Below are 20,101 nucleotides of genomic sequence, written 5' to 3'. Positions count from 1 at the left end.
GGAGCGTTGGCATGAGCATGAACCTTGTCACGCTGCTGTACCTGGTCGCCAGCGTCTGTTTCATCCAGGCGCTCAAAGGCCTGTCGCACCCCACCACGTCGATCCGCGGCAACCTGTTCGGCATGGCGGGCATGGCGATCGCCGTACTGACCACGGCGGCGCTCATCGTGGAGTTGGCCAGCGACAAGGGCGTGGGCATGACCTACGTGCTGGCCGGCCTGGTGGTGGGCGGGGGCGCGGGCGCGGTGATGGCCCAGCGCGTGGAGATGACCAAGATGCCCGAGCTGGTGGCCTTCATGCACAGCATGATCGGCCTGGCGGCGGTGTTCATCGCCGTGGCGGCCGTGGCCGAGCCCTGGGCCTTCCAGATCGTGGCGCATGGCCAGCCGATCCCGCTGGGCAACCGGCTGGAGCTGTTCCTGGGCGCGGCCATCGGCGCCATCACCTTCAGTGGCTCGGTGATCGCCTTCGGCAAGCTCTCGGGCAAGTACAAGTTCCGCCTGTTCCAGGGCGCGCCGGTGGTCTTCAAGGGGCAGCACCTGCTGAACCTGGTGCTGGGCCTGGCCACCGTCGGCCTGGGGCTGGTGTTCATGCTCACCGAGCGCTGGGATGCCTTCTTCGCCATGCTGGCGCTTGCCTTCGTGATGGGCGTGCTCATCATCATTCCCATCGGCGGCGCCGACATGCCCGTGGTGGTGTCCATGCTCAACAGCTACTCGGGCTGGGCAGCGGCGGGCATCGGCTTCTCGCTGAACAACAGCATGCTCATCATCGCGGGCTCGCTGGTAGGCAGCTCGGGCGCGATCCTGAGCTACATCATGTGCAAGGCCATGAACCGCTCGTTCTTCAACGTGATCCTGGGCGGCTTCGGCGGCGACGCGGCAGCTGCGGCTGCGGGCGGCGCCGTACAGCGCACGGCCAAGAGCGGCAGCGCCGACGATGCGGCCTTCATCCTGAGCCAGGCGGAGACCGTGGTCATCGTCCCCGGCTACGGCCTCGCGGTGGCGCGCGCGCAGCATGCGGTGAAGGAGCTGGCGCAAAAGCTCACCGACAAGGGCATCACCGTCAAGTACGCCATCCATCCGGTGGCGGGTCGCATGCCCGGCCATATGAACGTGCTGCTGGCCGAGGCCGAGGTGCCCTACGACCAGGTGTTCGAGATGGAGGACATCAACGGCGAGTTCGGCCAGGCGGACGTGGCCATCGTGCTGGGCGCCAACGATGTGGTAAACCCCGCCGCGCTGCACAAGGGCAGCCCCATCTACGGCATGCCGATCCTGGAGGCTTACAAGGCCAAGACCGTGATCGTCAACAAGCGCTCCATGGCCGCGGGCTACGCCGGCCTGGACAACGAACTGTTCTACATGGACAAGACCATGATGGTCTTCGGCGACGCCAAGAAGGTGGTCGAAGACATTGGCAAGGCCGTGGAGTAGTGCCGCATCCGCGCATGCCGGCAGGGCCGGCACGCTAGGGTAATTCCAGACGCGCGAAGGCTGCAGGCCATCCACAATGCGCCGCACTTTGTCGTCATTCGTAACTAGAAGATTCCAGGAGAGACATCTATGACCGATCGCCCATGGCTTGGCGCCTACCCGCAGGGCGTTCCTGCCGACATCGACCCGACGCAGTACACGTCGCTGGTGGAGCTGATGGAGCAGGCCTTCCGCGACTATGCGGACCGCACGGCCTACAGCTTCATGGGCAAGGAGACCAGCTACCGCGAGACGGACGCGCTGAGTCGCCAGTTCGCGGCCTACCTGCAGAGCCTGGGCCTGGTGCGCGGCGACCGCGTGGCGCTCATGATGCCCAACGTGCCGCAGTACCCGATCGCCGTGGCGGCCGTGCTGCGCGCGGGCTTCGTGGTGGTCAACGTGAACCCGCTGTACACCCCGCGCGAACTGGAGCACCAGCTCAAGGACTCGGGTGCCAAGGCCATCGTCATCATCGAGAACTTCGCCGCCACGCTGCAGGCCTGCATCGCCAACACCCCCGTGCAGCACGTGGTGCTGTGCGCCATGGGCGACCGGCTGGGCCTGCTCAAGGGCCTGCTGGTCAACTACGTGGTGCGCAACGTCAAGAAGCTGGTGCCGGCCTACCAGCTTCCCGGCGCAGTGCGCTTCAACGACGCGCTGGCCAAGGGCGCGGGCCTGCAGTTGAACAAGCCGTCTTTGAAGAGCGACGACATCGCACTGCTGCAGTACACCGGCGGCACCACGGGCGTGAGCAAGGGCGCCGTGCTGCTGCACCGCAACGTGATCGCCAATGTGCTGCAGTCCGAGGCCTGGAACAAGCCCGCGACGAGCAAGATCCCCGAAAGCGAGCAGCCCACGGCCGTGTGCGCGCTGCCGCTGTACCACATCTTCGCGTTCACGGTGAACATGATGCTGTCCATGCGCACGGGCGGCAAAACCATCCTCATTCCTAATCCACGCGATCTGCCGGCCGTGCTCAAGGAGCTGTCCAAGCACACGTTTCACAGCTTCCCGGCGGTGAACACGCTGTTCAACGGCCTGGCCAACCATCCCGACTTCAACACGGTCAACTGGAAGAACCTCAAGGTTTCCGTGGGCGGCGGCATGGCTGTGCAGGCGGCCGTGGCCAAGCTCTGGCTGGACAAGACCGGCTGCCCGATCTGCGAAGGCTACGGCCTGTCGGAGACCAGCCCGTCGGCCAGTTGCAACCCGGTCACCGCCACGGAGTTCTCGGGCACCATCGGCGTGCCGTTGCCCAGTACCTCCATGCGCATCCTGGACGACGAGGGGCACGACATCTCCGCCACCGGCCAGGCGGGCGAGATCGCCATCAAGGGCCCGCAGGTCATGGCCGGCTACTGGCAGCGCCCCGACGAGACCGCCAAGGTCATGACCGAGGACGGTTACTTCAAGACCGGCGACATCGGCGTGATGGACGCACGCGGCTACTTCAAGGTGGTGGACCGCAAGAAGGACATGGTGCTGGTCAGCGGCTTCAACGTCTACCCCAACGAGGTGGAGGACGTGGTGGCGCTGATGCCCGGCGTGCTGGAATGCGCGGTGGTGGGCGTGCCCGACGAGAAGACGGGCGAGGCCGTGAAGCTGGTCATCGTCAAGAAGGACCCGGCGCTCACAGAGGCGCAGGTCAAGGACTTCTGCCGCGCCAACCTCACGGGCTACAAGCAGCCCAAGGTGATCGAGTTCCGTACCGAACTGCCCAAGACCCCCGTCGGCAAGATCCTGCGCCGCGAGCTGCGCGACAAGAAATAAGCCGAGAACCCGAGGGCCCCGCGCGGGCTCTTAGATCGTGAACACGTTCGTACATCGCCCCAGCCGGGATAATCCCGGCTTTTTTACGCCCGGCCCTCGCCCTCATGACCACTGCCATCCTCAGCGCCCTGCCCGAAGAGCAGGGCGGCCTCATGCACGCCCTGCAGCAACCTGAGCAACTGCAGCATGCGGGCCGCGTCTTCTGGCGCGGCCACCTGCATGGGCAGCCCGTGGTGCTGGCACTGTCGGGCATTGGCAAGGTGGCGGCGGCCACCACGGCCGCAGCGCTGGCCGAGCGCTTTGGCGTGGCGCGCATGGTGTTCACCGGCGTGGCCGGCGGCGTGGGCGAGGGCGTGCAAGTGGGCGATGTGGTGGTCGCGCAGGACTACCTGCAGCACGACTTTGATGCCTCGCCCATCTTCCCGCGCTGGGAAGTGCCGGGCTACGGCCGTGCGCGCATGGACTGCGACTCGGCGCTGAATGCTCTGCTTTTGGAAGCTGCTCGCGCTTACCTGGCGGACGCTGGAGCCCATTTTGTTGCTGATCTTCCCAACGCTGCGCGTGCCCCGCAGGTGCACCACGGCCTGATGGCCAGCGGCGACCGCTTCGTCTCCACGGCGCAGGAATCCAGCGCGCTGCGCGCGGCGCTGCTGGCGTCGGACCACGACGTGCTGGCCGTGGAGATGGAAGGCGCCGCCGTGGCCCAGGTCTGCCGCGACTACGGCCTGCCGTTTGCGGCGGTGCGCACCATCTCCGACCGCGCGGACGACAGTGCGCATGTCGACTTCGCCCACTTCGTGCAGAACGTGGCGAGCCGCTATGCGGACCACATCGTGCAGCGCTTCGTGCAGATGCTCTGAAAACAGGAGCGATCAGCGCTTGCTATATAAGCGCTAGAGGCCAATTTCTTCAAAATTGGCACACGCCTCGACAGTCCGATGGCCGCGGAGCAGGCCGCCCCAGCGGACGCCGTGGAACGGGCTTCGCCAAGCCACCGGCGTCGTCCCCCTTCCCGCAGCGCGCAGCGGTGCGAGAGAAGGGGGAAGCGGCGCAGCCGCTCAGGGGGATGCTCCCTACTTCAACCAGCCCCGCTTGCGGAAGTACAGCATCGGCCCCAGCGCGCTGGCCACCATCAGCGCCAGCACGTAGGGGTAGCCGTACTGCCAGTCCAGCTCCGGCATGAACTTGAAGTTCATGCCGTAGACGCTGGCGATCAGCGTCGGCGGCAGCAGGGCCACGCTGGCCACGGAGAAGATCTTGATGATCTTGTTCTGGTTGATGTTGATGAAACCGACCGTGGCGTCCATCAGGAAGTTGATCTTGTCGAACAGGAAGGCCGTGTGGCTGTCCAGCGATTCGATGTCGCGCAGGATCTGGCGCGCGTCCTCGAACTGCTCGGAGCTGAGCATGCGGCTGCGCATCATGAAGCTCACCGCGCGGCGCGTGTCCATCACGTTGCGGCGGATGCGGCCGTTCAAGTCCTCCTGCCGCGCAATGGCCGCCAGCACCTCGCCGGCGCGTGCGTCGGTCACGTTACCGGCCAGCACCTGGGTGCTCACCTCTTCCAGGTCGTCGTAGATGCCCTCCAGCGTGTCGGCGGAATACTCGGCATCGGTGTCGAAGAGGCTCAGCAGCACGTCCTTGGCATCGTCGATCAGGCCGGGGGCGCGGCGCGCGCGCATGCGCAGCAGGCGAAAGACGGGGATGTCCTCGTCGTGGATGGAAAACAGCACGCCCTTGCTCTTGAGGGTGTCGTTGACCAGGTTCAGGATGAAGGCCACGCGGGCCGAGGCGGGCTCGTCGTCCACATCCACCAGAAAGTCGCTGCGGATGTGCAGCTCGCCGTTGTCTTCCTCGTAAAAGCGCGCGGACTCTTCGATGTCCTCGTCCATCGCATCTTCGGGGATGGACAGGCCGTAGTGCTGCTTGATCCAGCGCTTTTCTTCCAGCGTGGGGGACTCCAGGTCCACCCAGATCGGCTGAAAGCGCGCCAGCTCTTCCAGGGACTCGATTTCTTCCTGGACGAGCCGGCCGTTGGCGAGCGTAAAGATGTTGAGCATGGCTCACTCTCCCGGTTGTCTTGTGGCGTCTGCAAAAGGGGCGGGGGGCGCTTTCAGTCCCTTCGGCATGTCAATGGGCCGGGAGGCTGAAAGCTACCAACTAGGGTAGGTTTCCACGGAGCTGTCTCCATACGTTGTGCAAGACGGGAATTATCGCATCCGCTCCCCAATGGAAGCACCGCCGCATGACACGTTCTTGGCGCCTTTTCGGCGGAAAGGCGCCGCTCCGCATCACCCCCCGCCGCGGTGCGTGTGCAGGTCCAGGTGCCGCATGAATGCCTGGCGCTCGGCGGGCGGGACGCCGTCGAACGCGAAGTGCAGGTGCAGCGTGGGCAGGCGCAGCAGCGCGATCTGGCGCGCAGGCCCCGGCGCCCAGTGCAGCGTGAGCGCGCCCCCCGCGAGCGCGATGCGTACCTGGGCGTCGCCCTGTGCGGCCCAGTCATGCCCCGCCAGCGCCCGCTGCAGCAGCCGCTGCCATTCGGCGGGCGCGCAGCTCATGTCGCGCGTGAAGTGGTCAGGCCAGTCGCTCAAAAGGTGCGGGGAGGGTAGGAGGCTGCGATTCAGCCGCCGGCGATCGGCGGCCAGATGGCGAGCGCGTCGCCCTCGCGCAGCGTGGTGGTGGCGCGCGCCGCGGGGGCGATGTAGCGGCCGTTGACCAGCACCAGGTGCACCATGTCCGGCGGCAGGCGGAAAGGCGCGATGATCTGGCTGATGCTCTGCGTGGGGGCGACTTCCAGCGCCATCTGGTTGCCTGGGCGCACCTCGGGCGGCAGGTAGTCGGTGAGCGAGGCAAAGAGCTTGAAAGTGATGCGCATGTGCCTATCCGGTTTTTATGCCAAATCAGCCGTTTGCACTTGTGGTGTAAGCGCTGGCAGCTACTTTTAGCATAGCAAATTCCCTGGCCTCAGCGCCGGCGCGCGTCCTGCGCGCCACTCCAGTGCCCCTGCGCCTGGGCGCAGGCCAGGTAGGCCTCCATCAGCCGCGTGGGGTCGCGGCGCAGGTGTTCCTTCCAGGGGCCCAGGCGCACCTGGCCTTCCACCAGGCCGCGCATGGCGCCCACGTGCTGCGTCATGCCCACGGAGTTGCAGCCGATGAGCCGGTCGCCCTCGAACTGCAGGCTCAGGTGTTTGCCGGCCGCCGCATCGGTCAGCGCCACCTGTTCGCCGCCGGGCACGCCCTGCCAGTTGCCGAAGCTGGTGGAGATGAGCCCCAGCGTGTCCAGCACGTTGATCTGCGTGACCACCGCCAGCGCCGCGGGAAGCCCCAGCATGTTGAGCGCCGCCACGCGCGCCTGCTCGGCCGCGTTGGGCTGGATGGCGCTGACCACGGTCTTGCGCGTGAAAGGGTCGAACGCCTCGGCGCAGTCGCCCGCGGCATAGATGCCGGGCACGTTGGTCTGCATGCGCTCGTCGGTCAACACGCCCTGCAGGCAGGTGACGCCACTGCCCGCCAGAAAGCCAATGGCCGGGCGCACGCCCGTGGCGCTGATGACGAGGTCGGCATCCAGCACCCTGCCGCCCGACAGGTGCACGCGCAGCGCGTTGCCGCTGCCTTCACCTTGTGCGCGGGCGATGCGTTCGACCTTGTGGCCCGTGAACACCTGCACGCCCTGGCGCTCGCACCAGTCGCGGATCATGCCGCCGGCCACCGCGCCCATCATGCGCGGGACCATGCGGTCGCCCATCTCGACCACGCTGAGCTGCACGCCGCGCTTTTGCAACGCCTCCATGATGATGCAGCCGATGAAGCCCGCGCCCATCTGCAGCACGCGCGCGCCGGGCCGGGCGCGCGCGGCGATGGCACGGGCATCGGCCAGCGTCCAGCAGGTCTGCACGCCCGGTAGGTCCAGCCCGGGGATGGGCGGGCGCACGGGGTGGGAGCCGGTGGCGATGAGCAGCCGGTCGAAAGCCAGCGTGACGCCACCCTCCAGCGTGACGGTGCGGGCCTGCACATCCACGCCCGCGGCGCGCGCGCTCAGGCGGTCGATGCGCAGCTGTGCGAAGTGGTCGGCGCGCTTGCGCAGGTAGGTGCCGCGCTCGTCGATGTCGCCCACCAGCAGGTAGGGGATGGCCATGCGCGAGTAGGGCGGCTCGGCCTCGTCGCCCACGAGGGTGATGCGGTCGCCCGGCGCATGCTTGCGCAGGGTTTCCGCGGCGATGACGCCGGCCGGGCCGGCCCCGAGGATCAGGTGGTGCATAGGGATGCTCGGTTGCTACAGTATTGATAGCTGCTAACGCAGGATAGGTAAGCGCTGCATGCCGATTTGCCTTTTATCCTTGCGCCGCGGGCAGGCCCCTGCCGTGGCCCGCGGCCGGTGGCCTCACAGTCCCAGGCGCGCGCGCGTCTCGGGTGTGGGCCGGCCTTCGGGGTCCCAGCCGCGCACGGCGTAGTACTTGGGCAGCATTTCGGGCAGGTGGCTCACCGTGCCCTTGGAGCCGCCGGTCTTGGCCGCCTCGGTCAGCAGGCGCCGGGGCAGGCTGTCGTCGGCCTTGGTGAAGCCGGCGGCGTTGTTGAACTCGCGCTCCATGTTCCAGATGCGCTCGCCGATCTTCTCCAGCTCCGGCACCGTGAAGCCTTCGTCGCACGCCGCCTGCAGTTGGGGGGCGAGGTCGGGCAGGCTCCAGGCGAAGGTGGTGAAGATGCACACGCCGGCCGAGTCAAACGCCGCCGTCGCGTCCTGGAAGGCCTTGACCAGCTCGGGCTTGCCCTCGGTGGCCGTAGGCTCGGTCTTGACGGGGATGCCCAGGATCTCGGACGCGATGGTGTAGCCGCGCAGGTGGCAGCCGCCGCGGTTGCTGGTGGCGTAGGCCAGGCCGATGCCCTGGATGGCGCGGCCGTCGTAGGCGGGGAACTCCTGGCCCTTGGAGGACATGGACAAATCAGGATGGCCGTACTTGGTGCACAGGCGCTTGGAGCCCTGGCCCACCTCCTTGCCAAAGCCGCGGCCGTGGATGGTTTCTTCGGCCAGGAAGGCCAGCGCCTTGGCCGAGCCGAAGGGCGCCTCGATGCCGATCTGCTCGCGGGTGAGCACGCCCATTTCGTACAGCTCCATCACCGCGCCCACGGTGGCGCCGAAGCTGATGGGGTCGATACCCTGCTCGTTGCACAGCAGGTTCACGTACTGCAGGCATTCCAGGTCGTTCACGCCGTTGGCCGCGCCCAGGGCCCAGGCGGCCTCGTATTCCAGGCCGCCGCTGGCGCCCCAGTACTGCGGCTTGTTGACCACGGTGAAGTGCGTCTCGTCGATCTTGCTGATGCGCCCGCAGGCGATGGTGCAGCCAAAGCACGCCTGGTTGGTCACCAGGTGCTTCTTGCCGTCGCTGGCGCGCGGCGTGGCCATGGCCTCGGCGGAGATGTCCTTGGCGCCTTCGAACTGCACGTCGCGGTGGTTGCGCGTGGGCAGGGCGCCCACCTCGTTGATCACGTTCATCAGCACCTGCGTGCCGTAGGTGGGCAGGCCCTGGCCGGTGACGGCGTTGTCGTGCAGGATCTTCTTGCGCGCGAAGGTCTCGGCCATGAAGGCCTTGGGATCGCGGATGTTGCCCACGCCCTTGGTGCCGCGCACGGCGATGGCCTTGAGGTTCTTGCTGCCCATGACCGCGCCCACGCCCGAGCGGCCCGCGGCGCGGTGCAGGTCATTGACCACGGCGGCGAACAGCACCTGGTTCTCGCCCGCGCGGCCGATGCCGGAGATGCGCGTGAGCGGGTCCTGCAGCGTGGTCTTGAGGTGCTCCTCGGTCTCCCACACGCTCTTGCCCCAGATGTCGGCGGCGTCGCGCAGCTCGGCCACGTCGTCGTGGATGTACAGGTACACGGGCTTGGGGGACTTGCCCTCGAAGATAACCATGTCCCAGCCGGCCATCTTCAGCTCCGCACCCCAGTAGCCGCCCGAGTTGGAGCAGGCGATGGCACCGGTGAGCGGCCCCTTGGTGATGACGGTATAGCGCCCGCCCGTGGAGGCCATGGTGCCCGTGAGCGGACCCGTGGCCCAGATGATCTTGTTGTCCGGCGACAGCGGGTCGACCTGGGGGTCGATCTCGCTGACCAGGTACTTGGTGCCCAGGCCGCGCGAACCCAGGTACTGGCGTGCCCAGTCCATGTTCAGCGGCTCGGGGGTAACGGTGCCCGCGCTCAGGTTGACGCGCAGAATCTTGCCAGCCCAGGACATGATGTGTGCTCCTTGATTGATAGCTGCTAGCGTTTGGTGGTCAAGCGCCAGCGGGCTGATTGGCTTGATTGCCCAGCTTGTCGGCCCACTGTTTCATGCGCTCCAGGCCGGTCCAGTTGGCGTCGATGTAGGTGATGGCCGTGGTCGGGCAGGCCTCCACGCAGGCCGGGCCCTCGGCGCGGTCGTGGCACAGGTCGCACTTTTGCACCTTGCCGGTGTCGGCCACGTAGTTCACGGTGCCGAAGGGGCAGGCGATGGTGCAGACCTTGCAGCCCACGCAGGTGGACTCGGACACGATCTTGGCGCCGCTCAGCTTGTCCACCGTGATCGCCTCCACCGGGCAGGCGTGCAGGCACCAGGCCTCGTCGCATTGGGTGCAGGTGTAGGGCACCTTCTTGCCCGTGGTGTGGAAGTCGAACACCTTGATGCGCGATTTGGCGGTGGCGTAGACGCCGTAGTTCTCGAAAGAGCAGGCCATCTCGCACTGCAGGCAGCCGGTGCACTTGTCGGCGTTGATGTGCAACACCTTTTGCATGAATGTCTCCTTGGGTACCGGCGCCCAGGGCAGGGGACGCCTTGCCTATGAAAAGATTTGCATAGGTATTGTGGGCAGCCCAGGGGAGGGGACTTGCAGAGGGGAAACCCGCGTCGGGTATTGGGTGCGCGCCGTACCCCGCCAGGCGCGTGCCGGGCGGGCCGTTCGGTCGCGGCGGATCAGGGTGCGGCGGGTCAGGGTGCGGTGCTGCGCCGCACCAGGGCCAGCGCGCGGCACAGGTCGGCCCAGGCGGCGGCCTTGGCATCGGGTGCGCGCAGCAGGTAGGCCGGGTCGTAGCTCACCACGGCGGGCGTGCCGTCTGGCAGGTGGTGCGCGGTGGCGCGCAGGCGCCCCAGGGGCTCGCGGCTGCCCAGCACCACGCGCGCCGCGCCCAGGCCCAGCACCAGCACCAGGGAGGGGCGCAGCGTCTGCAGCGCCTGTTGCAGGCCGGCGGCGGGCTCCAACCCCTCGGCGGTCAGGCCCGGCGCGTGCCGGTTCAGCGTGGCGACGAAGGTGCGCGGGTGCCGGTGCAGGCGCATGGCGCGCAGCATGTTGTCCAGCAGGCGGCCGCTGTCGCCCGCCAGCGGCTCGGCTGGCGTGGGGCTTTCCAGCACCACCAGCCAGCCGGCGCCCAGCTCGGGCGGAACGGCCTGGGCGTCGGCCTGCGGGTACAGCGCCACGGGCGCGCGCAGCAGCAGGCCGGTGGGCGCGGCGCCGGCCGTGCGCGGCTCGGACGCGGGTGCGGCAGGGGCAGCGGCATGCGCGGGCTGGCGCGGGGCGGATGGCGCGGCTGGCGTGGGTTGTGCGTGCAGCACTGGCGTGGGCGCGGCGGCGGATGCGATGGCCGCTTCCGCTTGCGCAGGCGCGGCCACTGGGGGCGGCAGCGGGCGTGCCGGCGGCGGCGCCCAGACGGTGACGCCCATCTCTTGCAGCATGGCGCGTTGACGCGCGTCCAGGGACAGGCTCATAGCAGCAGGCTCATCACCACGGCGTCCTCGCGCTCGCCGTCCGCGGCGGGGTAGTAGCGCTTGCGCTCGCCCACACGGCGGTAGCCGTGGACTTCATAGATGCGCCGCGCGCGCTCGTTGCTCGCGCGCACCTCCAGCCACAGCCATTGCGCGCCCTGGCCGCGCGCCCACACGGCCAGCGCGTCCAGCATCACATGGGCCCAGCCCTGGCGCTGGAAGGCGGGCGCCACAGTGATGTTGAGCAGGTGCACCTCGTCCACGCCGCGCATGGCGACGAAGTAGCCCAGGATCTGTCCATCGGCCACGAGCAACTGGGCCTGGTAGCCGGCGGCCATGGCGTCGATGAAGTTGCCGCGTGTCCAGGGATGGCTATAGGCGCTGTTCTCGATGGCCAGGAGCGCATCCAGCCGCGCGGGCGTCAGCGGCTCGAAGGCGGCCTCGAAGGCGTGGGGGGGCTGGACGATGGCGCTCATGTCTGGGGGGCCGGCGCGGCCTGGCGCGCGGCTTCTCGCTCGGCGGTGGTTTGCGCCACTTTATCGCGGATGTAGCGCGGCAGCGCTGCGTCGGCCGCCACGCCCGCGCCCGCGGCCAGCAGCGCCGGTGTCAGCCGCAGCAGGGCCGCCGCCGTAGGCAGGGCGTGCATGTGCGGGGCCTGCGGCGCGAGGCGCTCGCCGTAGGCGGCGCGGGCATTGCCGGCGACCGTCCAGCCATCCGCCACGGCCAGGGCCTCGGGCGCCAGCAGCTGGAAGTCCTGCGGCACCTGCCAGCGGCCGTCGGCCTGCCACTCAAAGGGTGCCGCGTAGACCTCGTTCATACGGGCGTCCAGCGTCGCCACCACCCGCGTGCAGCCGTGCTGCGCGCGGGCTTCTTCGGCCACGGCGAGCAGCGTGTCCACCGGCAGCACGGGCACGCCCTGCCCGCCGCGCGCGCCAAAGGCCAGGCCCTGGGCCACCGCGCACGCGGTGCGCAGCCCCGTGAACGAGCCCGGGCCGCGCCCGAACACCACGGCATCCAGCTGATCGAACGACAGTCCGGCCTGCGCCAGCAAGTCGCGGATGGCCGGGATCAGCGTGGCCGAGGCCTGGGCGCCGCCGGCGCCGCTGTGCTGCCACACGCGCGCGCCGTGTTGCACGGCGATGGACAGCGCGTCGGTACTGGTGTCGAAGGCAAGCAGGTTCATGGAGGGCGTGATTATCGGCTGCGCGCCAAGCCATGGCGGGGCGGGCGGCCATGGCGCCCCCTAAACTCGCCGCCATGTCGTTTTCTTTCCTTGGGCAGGCCCGCCGCCTGCGCTGTGCGGCCGGGTGGGCGCTGGCCCTGGCCTTCCTGACGCCCTGGGCGGGCGCCCAGCCTGTGCCCGCCGATGCATCGGCCTTGCCCCCTTCCGTCGAGGCCGCGCTGCAGCGCGCCAAGGTGCCGCGCGAAGCGCTCTCCGCCTTGGTGGTGGAAGTCGAGGGGCGCCAGCCGCGCCTGGCCCACCGCGCCGATGCGCCCGCCAACCCGGCCTCGGTCATGAAGCTGGTCACGACGTATGCGGCGCTGGACCTGCTGGGGCCGGCATTCACCTGGGACACGCCCGTGTACCTGGACGCCGCGCCCCAGGGCGGCAGCCTGCGTGGCAACGTGTACATCAAGGGGCAGGGCGACCCCAAGCTGGTGGTGGAGCGCCTGTGGCTGCTCATGCGCCGCCTGCGTGCGATGGGGGTCGAGGTGATCCTGGGCGACATCGTGCTGGACCGCAGCGCCTTCGCGCTGCCGGCGCACGATCCGGCGCTGTTCGACGGCGAGCCCTGGCGCCCCTACAACGCCGCGCCCGACGCGCTGCTGCTCAACTACAAGGCGGTGTCCATCGGCTTCGTGCCGGATCTGGCGGCCGGCGTGGCGCGGCTGCGCTATGAGCCGCCGCTGGCCCAGGTGGAACTGCCCGCCACCGTGCCGCTGGCGGCGCAGGGCGCGGCCTGCGGCGATTGGCGTGCAGGGCTGCGGGCGGATTTCGCGGACCCTGCGCGCATCGCCTTCCAGGGCGTGTACCCGGCGGCCTGCGGCGAACGCGAGTGGTCCATCGCACCGGCCGACCCGGGCGGCTATGCGGCGCGCGCGGTGGAAGGCATGTGGCGCGAACTGGGCGGCAAGCTCACCGGCCGCGTGCGCGACGGCAAGGTGCCCGCGGGGCTGGCGTCGGCATTCGGCAGTACCTCGCCGCCGTTGTCGGAGGTGGTGCGCGACATCAACAAGTACAGCAACAACGTCATGACGCAGCAGGTGTTTTTGACGCTGGGGCTGCAAAAAGCCGGCGCAGGCAGCTTCGACCAGGCGCGCAGCGTGCTCGCACAGTGGTGGCGCCAGCGCCTGGGCGCCGCCGAGATGCCGGTGGTGGACAACGGCGCCGGCTTGAGCCGCGAGGCGCGCGTGAGCGCGCGGGCGCTTGCGCGCATGCTGCAGCACGCCTGGGCGTCGCCGGTGATGCCGGAATTCATGGCATCGCTGCCCATTGCCGGGGTGGACGGGACGCTGCGCCGCCGCCAGGGCCAGGCTGCGGGCTTCGCGCACCTCAAGACGGGTGCGCTGCGCGACGTGGTGGCGCTGGCCGGCTATGTGCATGCCGCGGGCGGCCGGCGCTATGTGCTGGTGGGCTTCGTCAACCACCCAAATGCCTCCGCGGCACGCCCGGCCCTGGACGCGCTGGTGGACTGGGCCGCGAGCGACCGCTGAGGCGGCGCAGCCGCCGTCCGCCATCGAACGCCCGGGCCGGCCCACCGGCAGACGTGTCGTGCTGCCCGCGCGGCGCGGCGGGATGCCTCCGATGTTGGTATTTACCCGCAGACGGCCTGTCGCGCTTCATCGGTAATATTCCTGAAAAAAACGAACGTTCGTTCTATTCATAACAGGAGTTCCTGATGAAACCACGCATGCAGTGGGTCGCCGTTGCCGTTTCCGCCGCTGTTCTGGCGGCCTGCGGGGGCGGCGGCGCCGACACCACGCCCGCCACGGCGGTCACCGCAGTCAAGGTGATGGGCGACAGCCTGGCGGACAGCGGCACCTTCGGGCTGAAGTTCACGGTCCAGGGCACGGCCCCTACGGGCGCGGGCTCCACGGCCATCTGGCCCGAGCGCGTGGCCGCCAGTTATGGCCGCACGCTGTGCCCGCACTATGTGTCCGCGGGGGGCAGCTTCAGCGCCAAGGCCGACTGCACCAACTACGCGGTAGGCGGCGGGCGCATCAACAACTTCACGGCGCCCACCTCGCCCGTGTCCATCCTCCAACAGCTCAAGGATGCGGGCGCCGCCGGCTATGCCACGGGTGACCTGGTGCTCATCGACGGTGGCGGCAACGACGCGGCCGACCTGATCGGCGCCTACCTGGGGGCTTCAAGGGACGGCGGCAAGGCCTACGCGGCCCTGCTGGGCACGGTGCTGGACGCCGCCACCGTGAACAGCCTGCTCGCGGGCGGCGCCACCGGCATGGCCCAGGCAGGCGGCGCCTACATGCAGGCGCTGGCCACCCAGTTCGCGGCCACGATCAAGGCGCAGACGCTGGACAAGGGCGCGACGCGCGTGGCCGTGCTGAACATGCCCGGCGTGACGCTCACGCCCAAGTTCCGCATGGTGCTGGCATCCATTTCCGCCGCCAACGGCGCGGCGGCCGCGGCCCAGGCGCAGACGCTGTTCGATGGCTGGGTGCAGGCCTTCAACGCCAAGCTGGCCGCGGCGCTGGCGGGCGATGGGCGTCTCACCGTGGTGGACTTCTATGCCTCGTTCAAGGACCAGGCCGAGCATCCCGCGCAGTACGCCTACACCAACGTGACCACGCCGGCCTGCCCCGCTACCGGCGTGGGCAGCGACGGCCTGCCCACCTACAGCTTCCCCTCCTGCACGGCGGCCGCGCTGTCGGCCATGACGCCGCCGGCCGGCGCCACCGGCGGGGCCGATTGGTGGAAGAGCTACGGCTTTGCCGACAGCTTTCACCCCACGCCCTTCGGCCACCAGCTGATGGGGCAACTGGTGTCGCGTTCGCTGTCCCAGGCGGGCTGGCTCTGAGCGCTTTGGCGCAGACATTTCTCACAACCGATCCATGACACAGCAATTCTTGCGGGCCGGCTGCGTGCTGGCCCTGGCCGCCGCGTGCGCTGCGGCCCAGGCCCAGCAAGCCGGTACGTTCAGTGTGCGCGCGGGCTTCACGCGCATCATGCCGCAGACCAAAAGCGGCGACCTGAGCGAGCCGAGCTTTCCCCACACCCATGTGGACGTGGGTGCGGACACGGCCCTCACAGGCGGCATCAACTACATGCTCACCGACCATTGGGCGCTGGACTTGCCCGTGGGCCTGCCGTTCCAGCATTCGTTCTACGGCGACGGCGCGATCGCCGGCGTGGGCAAGCTCGGCCAGACGAAGGTGGTGCCGGCCACGCTGTTCGCGCAGTACCGCTTCGGCGAGGCCCAGGCCGCGCTGCGGCCGTACCTGGGCTTGGGCGTGACCTACAGCAAGTTCTTCAAGAACCGCAGCACGGCGGCGCTGACGGCCATCACGGGCGGCTCGCCCGCCAACCCCACCACGGCCCACATCGACAACAAATGGGGTTTCACGGCGCAGGTGGGTTTTGTCTGGAACTTCAGCGAGCGCTGGTTCCTGGACGTCGCGTACTACAAGAGCTTCCTCAAGACCACGGCCCACTTGTCCAGCGGCCAGAGCATCGGCATGCGGCTGAACCCCAACGTGGTGGCGGTGGGGGTGGGCTACCGGTTCTGAGAGCGCCCCAGGCGCCGAGGGAGGGGGCGCGCCGCGGGGTGCGCGAAGTGCCCCAGGTTTTCGTCTCCGAGGTTTGAAAGGCTGGCTCCTTGCGGGGCTGGCCTCTTTTTTTGGGGGCTCTGACGATCAGGGGAGCGAACGGGGGCGGATGCACCCCCGTGGCTGGGCCGGCGCAGCACCGGTGTGGCCGCCGGCGGGTGCCCCGCGGGCGGCGTGCTTGCTTACCAGCGGTTGCGCAGGCGGTCGTAGGCGTAGTTGCCGAATTCGCGGTGCGCGGCCGGAGTGATGTACACCTTGTCGGCGAACAGGAAGCGGTCCGGGTTGGCGTTGGGCAGCAGCGTGGCGGTGGTGCACAGCGCGGAGTTCACCTCGCCCGCGCCGATGCCGATGCCCGGGCCTGCGTCCACCGACGTGCACGCGGGTGTGCTGCTGTCGGTGAAGCCGTACCCGCCGGGCGAGCCCTCGAACAGGTTCACGTAGTAGGCCACGTCCACGTAGAGCACGGTCTTGCCCATGTCCACGATGTTGACCAGCAGGTCGTCATTGAAGCGGCGGCTGGCGCTGCTGATGAGGCTTTCCTTCTTGATGGCCTTGGCCCAGGGTGTGCGGCTCAGGTCGTAGGTGCCGGTCATCAGGATGTGCTTGGCGCCCGCGTCCGACAGGCGGCGCACTTGCGCGGCCAGCTCCTGGCCTGCCTTGCCAGCGGCGGCCACGTACTGCTCTTCGGTGAGCGTTCCGGCCTGCACCGCGGCCATGCCGGCGATGATGTCGCTCCCACCGGCGCTCAGCATCACCAGATCAGTGTCGGCAAACTTGTTGGCAGCCAGGAACTGGTCGATCTGCTGCGTGACCGTGGGGGTGGCGGCGTTGCCTGCGGCGTCGGGGGTGGCCGTCACGCGGGCATTGCCCTGCGCGTAGCTCAAGCCGCCTGCCGACACGGGCTTCAAGGTGCCGCCGTAGTTGGAGGAGATGCGCAGCATCCAGTTGTTGATGCTGCCGTCGTTGATCGTGTAGCTGGAGCCCTTTTGGCCCACGTCGGCCAGGCCGTCGCCGAAGGCGATGAAGCGCTGGGGCGAGATTGCCGATTCAGTGCTGCTGGAACCGCAGGCCGCGAGCAGCGCGGCCGATGCACAGGCGGCGGCCACGAAAGTGCGGCGCATCCAATTTGCTGCCATGTATTTCTCCGATTGAAGTGGGCGAGAGTGTAACGAGGGTGCGGACAAGGCTTGTAGCTTGATGTAGGCGCGTCAACCCGCGGCCGCGGCGCGCTGCAGGCGGTCGCGCACGCCTTCCCATGCGGGCGCATCGGGCGGCGTTTCGATCCAGATCAGCTTCACTCCGGCCTCGTCGAAGCCGCGCAGCGCGGCGAACAGCTGTTGCGCGGTGGCGGCGGCGTCATCGGGCATGCGCCGCACAAGGATCTTCGACGACGCCGCGCGCAGCGGCGCGCGTGCATACACGGCGATGTGGGCTGCGTCCGCCCCCAGCACATCCAGTCCGGCCTGCAGCTGCTTGGCGTCCATCAGGCGCACGCGCGCCGTCGGGGCGTAATGGGCTAAAAGTGTGCCTGAAGCCCGCGGGGTCAGCGCTGGAAGCTCTTCTTTCGATAGCGGTCGTTGGCCGCAGGCGCGCTGCACGTCCTCGCGCGAGATGGCGCCGGGGCGCAGCAGCACGGGCACGCCGCGCGTGCAGTCGATGATGGTGGACTCGATGCCGACGGTGCAGGCGCCGCCGTCCAGCACCAGCAGGCCGTCGCCGAATTCCTCGGCCACATGCTGCGCGGTGGTCGGGCTCACGCGGCCGAAATGGTTGGCGCTGGGCGCGGCCACGCCCCACACGGGGGGCTCCAGCCGCTGGCAGGCTTGCAGCACCGCATGGGCCACTGGGTGCGCGGGGCAGCGCAGGCCCACGCTGTCCTGCCCGCCTGTGGAGGCCACGGCGGCGTGGGGCAGGCGCGGCAGGATGAGCGTGAGCGGGCCGGGCCAGAAGGCGTCGATGAGTTGCTGCGCGAACAGCGGCACTTCCTTGGCGTAGCGGGTGATGGCCGTGGCGTCGGCCACGTGCACGATCAGCGGGTGGCTGGCAGGGCGTCCCTTGGTGGCAAAGATCTGCGCCACGGCCGCGTCGTTGTCGGCGTCGGCCGCCAGGCCGTATACCGTCTCGGTGGGCAGGCCCAGCAGTTCGCCGCGCGCCAGGGCCTGCGCGGCGGCCTGCACCGAGGCGTCCAGGCGTCCATCCAGAATCATGCGGGCCTCGTTCAGAACGGCGCGATGCCGAGGAGGGCCGCCGCCTGCAGCGCCGTGGCGCGCACCGCCTCGGGCGTGGTGCCGGTGATGTTCAGGTGGCCCATCTTGCGGCCGCGCTTGGCCTCCACCTTGCCGTACAGGTGCAGGTGGCAGCCCGGCAGGGCCAGCACCGCATCCCACGCGGGGGGAGTCGGCGCCACGGGCTGGTCCCCCGTGAACCACAGGTCGCCCAGCAGATTGAGCATGATGGCGGGGCTGTGCAGGCGCGGCTGGACCAGCGGCAGGCCGGTCATGCAGCGCACCTGCAGCTCGAACTGCGAGACGTCGCACGCGTTCTGGCTGTAGTGGCCGCTGTTGTGCGGGCGCGGGGCGATCTCGTTGACCACCAACGTGCCGTCCTGCAGCACGAAGAACTCCACGCACAGCACGCCCACGTAGTTCAGACCGTCTGCTACTGATTTTGCAGCTATCAGCGCTTGACTGGTCTGCGCTGGAGGCAGATTTCCTTCGTAGACATCGGTCACGGCCAGGATGCCGTCCCGGTGCAGGTTGCGCTGCACGGGCAGGTGCACCACGGTGCCGTCACGCCCGCGCGCGACGATGACGGAGCACTCGTGCGCCAGCGGCAGCATCTTTTCCAGCACGCAGGGCACGCGGCCCAGTTGCTCCCAGGCGCCGGCCAACTCGGTGGGCGTGGCCACGCGCACCTGGCCCTTGCCGTCGTAGCCCATGCGGGCGGTTTTCAGAATGCCCGGCAGCAGATCAGCGGGAACGGCGGCGAGCTGCGCGGCGGTTTCGATCACTGCATGCGGCGCCACGGGCACGCCGCACTGCACGAAATGCGCCTTTTCACGCGCGCGGTCCTGGGCGATGGCCACGGCGCTGCCGGCGGGCGACACCGGCAGGCTGCGCGCCAGGGTGTCCAGCGCGGCGGCGGGCACGTTTTCAAACTCGGTGGTCACGGCGTCGCAGGCGCGGGCCAGCGTGGCCAGGCCCTGCGGGTCTTCGTAGCCGGTGCGGATGTGGTGGTGGCTCACCAAGCCGGCGGGGCTGGCCGCGTCCTCGTCCAGCACCGCGGTGAAGTAGCCCATGGCCTGGGCGGCGTGCACGAACATGCGCCCCAGCTGCCCGCCGCCCAGCACGCCCAGCGTGGCGCCGGGCAGGATCACGGTCTGGCGCTCGTTCATGCGGACACCGGCGGCAGCGTCATGGCGCGCGCGGCGGCGGTCTGCTCGGCGCGGAAGGCGTCCAGCTGCTCGCGCAGCGCCGGGTTCTCGTTGGCCAGCAGCGCCACGGCGAACAGCGCCGCGTTGGCCGCGCCGGCCGCGCCGATGGCGAACGTGGCCACGGGCACGCCCTTGGGCATCTGCACGATGGAGTGCAGCGAGTCCACTCCCTGCAGGTGGCGGCTGGCGACCGGCACGCCGAGCACCGGCACGGTGGTCTTGGCGGCGATCATGCCGGGCAGGTGCGCGGCGCCGCCCGCGCCCGCGATGATGGCCTTCAGGCCCCGGCCAGCCGCGGCCTCGGCGTAGCGGAACATGTCGTCGGGCATGCGGTGGGCGGAGACCACCTGCGCCTCGTGCGCGATGCCGAATTGCTGGAGGATGGCAACTGCGTGCTGCATGGTCTCCCAGTCGCTGCTGGAGCCCATGACCACGCCGATCTGGATGGGGTTCATGTGGGGGTGCGCGCGGTGCGCTCGCCGGGGGTGAAGCCCGCGATTTTACTTTTTGTGCGCCTGCCCGGGGGTCAATGCGCCAGCAGGGCGGCGCTGGCGCCCAGCGTGATCGAGCGGACGGGCACGCGCGCGTCGCGCGGAATCTCGCCGGACAGCTGCAGCGCCAGGTAGCGCGTGCAGCACACGCGCAGGAACGAGGTGAAGTTGTCCACCGCGCCGTGCTCGGCCACCAGCTCGTCGTAGAGCTTGGTGCACAGCTGGGCCACGCTGTAGCCGTCGCGCGCGGCGATCTCCTGCAGCACCTGCCAGAACAGGTTCTCCAGCCGGATGCTCGTGGCCACCCCGTGCAGCCGCACGGAGCGGGCGCGGTAGGCGTAGAGCTGCGGATCGGCGCTGATGAAGACCTGGCACACGGCGGAACTCCTTCGGGCGTGGGGACGGCGGGCCATGGT

The 20,101-nt window shown here is 69.2% G+C and carries 20 protein-coding genes; 6 read left to right on the top strand and 14 right to left on the bottom strand.

Features of this window, described 5'->3' with window-relative positions; genetic code table 11:
* Positions 1–11: 11 nt before the first annotated feature.
* The 3 genes from MRB47_RS18335 to MRB47_RS18325 all read left to right on the top strand — a co-directional run bounded on the left by MRB47_RS18335 (position 12) and on the right by MRB47_RS18325 (position 4,105).
* Complete coding sequence (locus tag MRB47_RS18335) at positions 12–1,436, top strand: NAD(P)(+) transhydrogenase (Re/Si-specific) subunit beta (protein WP_252101407.1); 1,425 nt, start codon at positions 12–14, stop codon at positions 1,434–1,436.
* Between the two features lie 129 nt (positions 1,437–1,565).
* Positions 1,566–3,245 (top strand): long-chain-fatty-acid--CoA ligase, encoded by a 1,680-nt coding sequence (locus MRB47_RS18330; protein ID WP_015914533.1) that lies wholly within the window; start codon positions 1,566–1,568, stop codon positions 3,243–3,245.
* A gap of 104 nt (positions 3,246–3,349) precedes the next feature.
* Positions 3,350–4,105: a 5'-methylthioadenosine/adenosylhomocysteine nucleosidase gene (locus MRB47_RS18325; protein ID WP_252101406.1), complete on the top strand. Its 756-nt coding sequence runs from the start codon at positions 3,350–3,352 to the stop codon at positions 4,103–4,105.
* Between the two features lie 213 nt (positions 4,106–4,318).
* On the opposite strand, the gene corA is transcribed toward MRB47_RS18325, so the two are convergent.
* From corA to tsaB, 9 genes are all read right to left on the bottom strand, one after another.
* A complete protein-coding gene (gene corA, locus MRB47_RS18320; protein ID WP_015914531.1) occupies positions 4,319–5,305 on the bottom strand; it encodes a magnesium/cobalt transporter CorA in 987 nt (328 codons plus the stop codon).
* Between the two features lie 231 nt (positions 5,306–5,536).
* Complete coding sequence (locus MRB47_RS18315) at positions 5,537–5,836, bottom strand: hypothetical protein (RefSeq protein ID WP_135147942.1); 300 nt, start codon at positions 5,834–5,836, stop codon at positions 5,537–5,539.
* 29 nt (positions 5,837–5,865) lie between these two features.
* Complete coding sequence (locus MRB47_RS18310) at positions 5,866–6,120, bottom strand: MoaD/ThiS family protein (protein WP_015914529.1); 255 nt, start codon at positions 6,118–6,120, stop codon at positions 5,866–5,868.
* Between the two features lie 89 nt (positions 6,121–6,209).
* Positions 6,210–7,502, bottom strand: a complete 1,293-nt coding sequence (locus tag MRB47_RS18305) for an NAD(P)/FAD-dependent oxidoreductase (RefSeq protein WP_252101405.1) — start codon at positions 7,500–7,502, stop codon at positions 6,210–6,212.
* Positions 7,503–7,625: 123 nt separating this feature from the next.
* Positions 7,626–9,473 (bottom strand): aldehyde ferredoxin oxidoreductase family protein, encoded by a 1,848-nt coding sequence (locus MRB47_RS18300; RefSeq protein WP_252101404.1) that lies wholly within the window; start codon positions 9,471–9,473, stop codon positions 7,626–7,628.
* Positions 9,474–9,513: 40 nt separating this feature from the next.
* The gene (locus MRB47_RS18295; protein WP_015914526.1) at positions 9,514–10,008 is read right to left on the bottom strand and encodes a 4Fe-4S dicluster domain-containing protein; all 495 of its coding nucleotides are present in this window, start codon (positions 10,006–10,008) and stop codon (positions 9,514–9,516) included.
* A 194-nt stretch (positions 10,009–10,202) separates the two neighbouring features.
* On the bottom strand, positions 10,203–10,976 hold the full coding sequence (locus tag MRB47_RS18290; protein WP_088888178.1) for a uracil-DNA glycosylase family protein: 774 nt from the start codon (positions 10,974–10,976) through the stop codon (positions 10,203–10,205).
* Complete coding sequence (gene rimI, locus MRB47_RS18285; RefSeq protein WP_011807026.1) at positions 10,973–11,449, bottom strand: ribosomal protein S18-alanine N-acetyltransferase; 477 nt, start codon at positions 11,447–11,449, stop codon at positions 10,973–10,975. The genes MRB47_RS18290 and rimI overlap by 4 nt, the downstream gene beginning before the upstream one ends.
* On the bottom strand, positions 11,446–12,156 hold the full coding sequence (gene tsaB, locus MRB47_RS18280; RefSeq protein WP_252101403.1) for a tRNA (adenosine(37)-N6)-threonylcarbamoyltransferase complex dimerization subunit type 1 TsaB: 711 nt from the start codon (positions 12,154–12,156) through the stop codon (positions 11,446–11,448). The genes rimI and tsaB overlap by 4 nt, the downstream gene beginning before the upstream one ends.
* Before the next feature lie 50 nt (positions 12,157–12,206).
* Here tsaB and dacB point away from each other — a divergent pair, with 50 nt between their 5' ends.
* The 3 genes from dacB to MRB47_RS18265 all read left to right on the top strand — a co-directional run bounded on the left by dacB (position 12,207) and on the right by MRB47_RS18265 (position 15,722).
* Entirely contained in the window at positions 12,207–13,688 is a 1,482-nt protein-coding gene (gene dacB / locus MRB47_RS18275) for a D-alanyl-D-alanine carboxypeptidase/D-alanyl-D-alanine-endopeptidase (RefSeq protein ID WP_411275714.1), read from the top strand.
* A 185-nt stretch (positions 13,689–13,873) separates the two neighbouring features.
* The gene (locus MRB47_RS18270) at positions 13,874–15,013 is read left to right on the top strand and encodes an SGNH/GDSL hydrolase family protein (RefSeq protein WP_252101401.1); all 1,140 of its coding nucleotides are present in this window, start codon (positions 13,874–13,876) and stop codon (positions 15,011–15,013) included.
* Positions 15,014–15,047: 34 nt separating this feature from the next.
* Positions 15,048–15,722 (top strand): OmpW/AlkL family protein, encoded by a 675-nt coding sequence (locus tag MRB47_RS18265; protein ID WP_252101400.1) that lies wholly within the window; start codon positions 15,048–15,050, stop codon positions 15,720–15,722.
* 221 nt (positions 15,723–15,943) lie between these two features.
* Here MRB47_RS18265 and MRB47_RS18260 read toward each other — a convergent pair whose 3' ends face one another.
* From MRB47_RS18260 to MRB47_RS18240, 5 genes are all read right to left on the bottom strand, one after another.
* The gene (locus MRB47_RS18260; protein WP_252101399.1) at positions 15,944–16,897 is read right to left on the bottom strand and encodes an SGNH/GDSL hydrolase family protein; all 954 of its coding nucleotides are present in this window, start codon (positions 16,895–16,897) and stop codon (positions 15,944–15,946) included.
* Positions 16,898–16,969: 72 nt separating this feature from the next.
* The gene (locus MRB47_RS18255; RefSeq protein WP_252101398.1) at positions 16,970–17,968 is read right to left on the bottom strand and encodes an L-threonylcarbamoyladenylate synthase; all 999 of its coding nucleotides are present in this window, start codon (positions 17,966–17,968) and stop codon (positions 16,970–16,972) included.
* Positions 17,969–17,979: 11 nt separating this feature from the next.
* Positions 17,980–19,155: a 5-(carboxyamino)imidazole ribonucleotide synthase gene (locus MRB47_RS18250; RefSeq protein ID WP_252101397.1), complete on the bottom strand. Its 1,176-nt coding sequence runs from the start codon at positions 19,153–19,155 to the stop codon at positions 17,980–17,982.
* On the bottom strand, positions 19,152–19,649 hold the full coding sequence (gene purE / locus MRB47_RS18245; RefSeq protein WP_047351539.1) for a 5-(carboxyamino)imidazole ribonucleotide mutase: 498 nt from the start codon (positions 19,647–19,649) through the stop codon (positions 19,152–19,154). Before purE ends, MRB47_RS18250 begins: the two co-directional genes overlap by 4 nt.
* 71 nt (positions 19,650–19,720) lie before the next feature.
* A complete protein-coding gene (locus tag MRB47_RS18240) occupies positions 19,721–20,062 on the bottom strand; it encodes a ribbon-helix-helix domain-containing protein (protein WP_015914516.1) in 342 nt (113 codons plus the stop codon).
* Positions 20,063–20,101 lie beyond the last annotated feature (39 nt).

Source organism: Diaphorobacter sp. LI3, from assembly GCF_022807955.1.
GTDB lineage: Bacteria > Pseudomonadota > Gammaproteobacteria > Burkholderiales > Burkholderiaceae_C > Diaphorobacter > Diaphorobacter nitroreducens.
Note: the sequence above shows the minus strand (reverse complement) of the source record. Positions and strands in the feature narration are given on the sequence as shown.

What these genes read in the sequence shown, in the direction of transcription:
- MRB47_RS18255 (WP_252101398.1), bottom strand. Translation starts at nt 17,968, where the DNA reads ATGATTCTGGATGGACGCCTGGACGCCTCGGTGCAGGCCGCCGCGCAG.
- corA (WP_015914531.1), bottom strand. Translation starts at nt 5,305, where the DNA reads ATGCTCAACATCTTTACGCTCGCCAACGGCCGGCTCGTCCAGGAAGAA.
- rimI (WP_011807026.1), bottom strand. Translation starts at nt 11,449, where the DNA reads ATGAGCGCCATCGTCCAGCCCCCCCACGCCTTCGAGGCCGCCTTCGAG.
- MRB47_RS18310 (WP_015914529.1), bottom strand. Translation starts at nt 6,120, where the DNA reads ATGCGCATCACTTTCAAGCTCTTTGCCTCGCTCACCGACTACCTGCCG.
- MRB47_RS18290 (WP_088888178.1), bottom strand. Translation starts at nt 10,976, where the DNA reads ATGAGCCTGTCCCTGGACGCGCGTCAACGCGCCATGCTGCAAGAGATG.
- purE (WP_047351539.1), bottom strand. Translation starts at nt 19,649, where the DNA reads ATGAACCCCATCCAGATCGGCGTGGTCATGGGCTCCAGCAGCGACTGG.
- MRB47_RS18330 (WP_015914533.1), top strand. Translation starts at nt 1,566, where the DNA reads ATGACCGATCGCCCATGGCTTGGCGCCTACCCGCAGGGCGTTCCTGCC.
- MRB47_RS18295 (WP_015914526.1), bottom strand. Translation starts at nt 10,008, where the DNA reads ATGCAAAAGGTGTTGCACATCAACGCCGACAAGTGCACCGGCTGCCTG.
- MRB47_RS18300 (WP_252101404.1), bottom strand. Translation starts at nt 9,473, where the DNA reads ATGTCCTGGGCTGGCAAGATTCTGCGCGTCAACCTGAGCGCGGGCACC.
- MRB47_RS18335 (WP_252101407.1), top strand. Translation starts at nt 12, where the DNA reads ATGAGCATGAACCTTGTCACGCTGCTGTACCTGGTCGCCAGCGTCTGT.
- MRB47_RS18265 (WP_252101400.1), top strand. Translation starts at nt 15,048, where the DNA reads ATGACACAGCAATTCTTGCGGGCCGGCTGCGTGCTGGCCCTGGCCGCC.
- MRB47_RS18260 (WP_252101399.1), bottom strand. Translation starts at nt 16,897, where the DNA reads ATGGCAGCAAATTGGATGCGCCGCACTTTCGTGGCCGCCGCCTGTGCA.
- tsaB (WP_252101403.1), bottom strand. Translation starts at nt 12,156, where the DNA reads ATGAACCTGCTTGCCTTCGACACCAGTACCGACGCGCTGTCCATCGCC.
- MRB47_RS18250 (WP_252101397.1), bottom strand. Translation starts at nt 19,155, where the DNA reads ATGAACGAGCGCCAGACCGTGATCCTGCCCGGCGCCACGCTGGGCGTG.
- MRB47_RS18305 (WP_252101405.1), bottom strand. Translation starts at nt 7,502, where the DNA reads ATGCACCACCTGATCCTCGGGGCCGGCCCGGCCGGCGTCATCGCCGCG.
- MRB47_RS18270 (WP_252101401.1), top strand. Translation starts at nt 13,874, where the DNA reads ATGAAACCACGCATGCAGTGGGTCGCCGTTGCCGTTTCCGCCGCTGTT.
- dacB (WP_411275714.1), top strand. Translation starts at nt 12,207, where the DNA reads ATGGCGCCCCCTAAACTCGCCGCCATGTCGTTTTCTTTCCTTGGGCAG.
- MRB47_RS18325 (WP_252101406.1), top strand. Translation starts at nt 3,350, where the DNA reads ATGACCACTGCCATCCTCAGCGCCCTGCCCGAAGAGCAGGGCGGCCTC.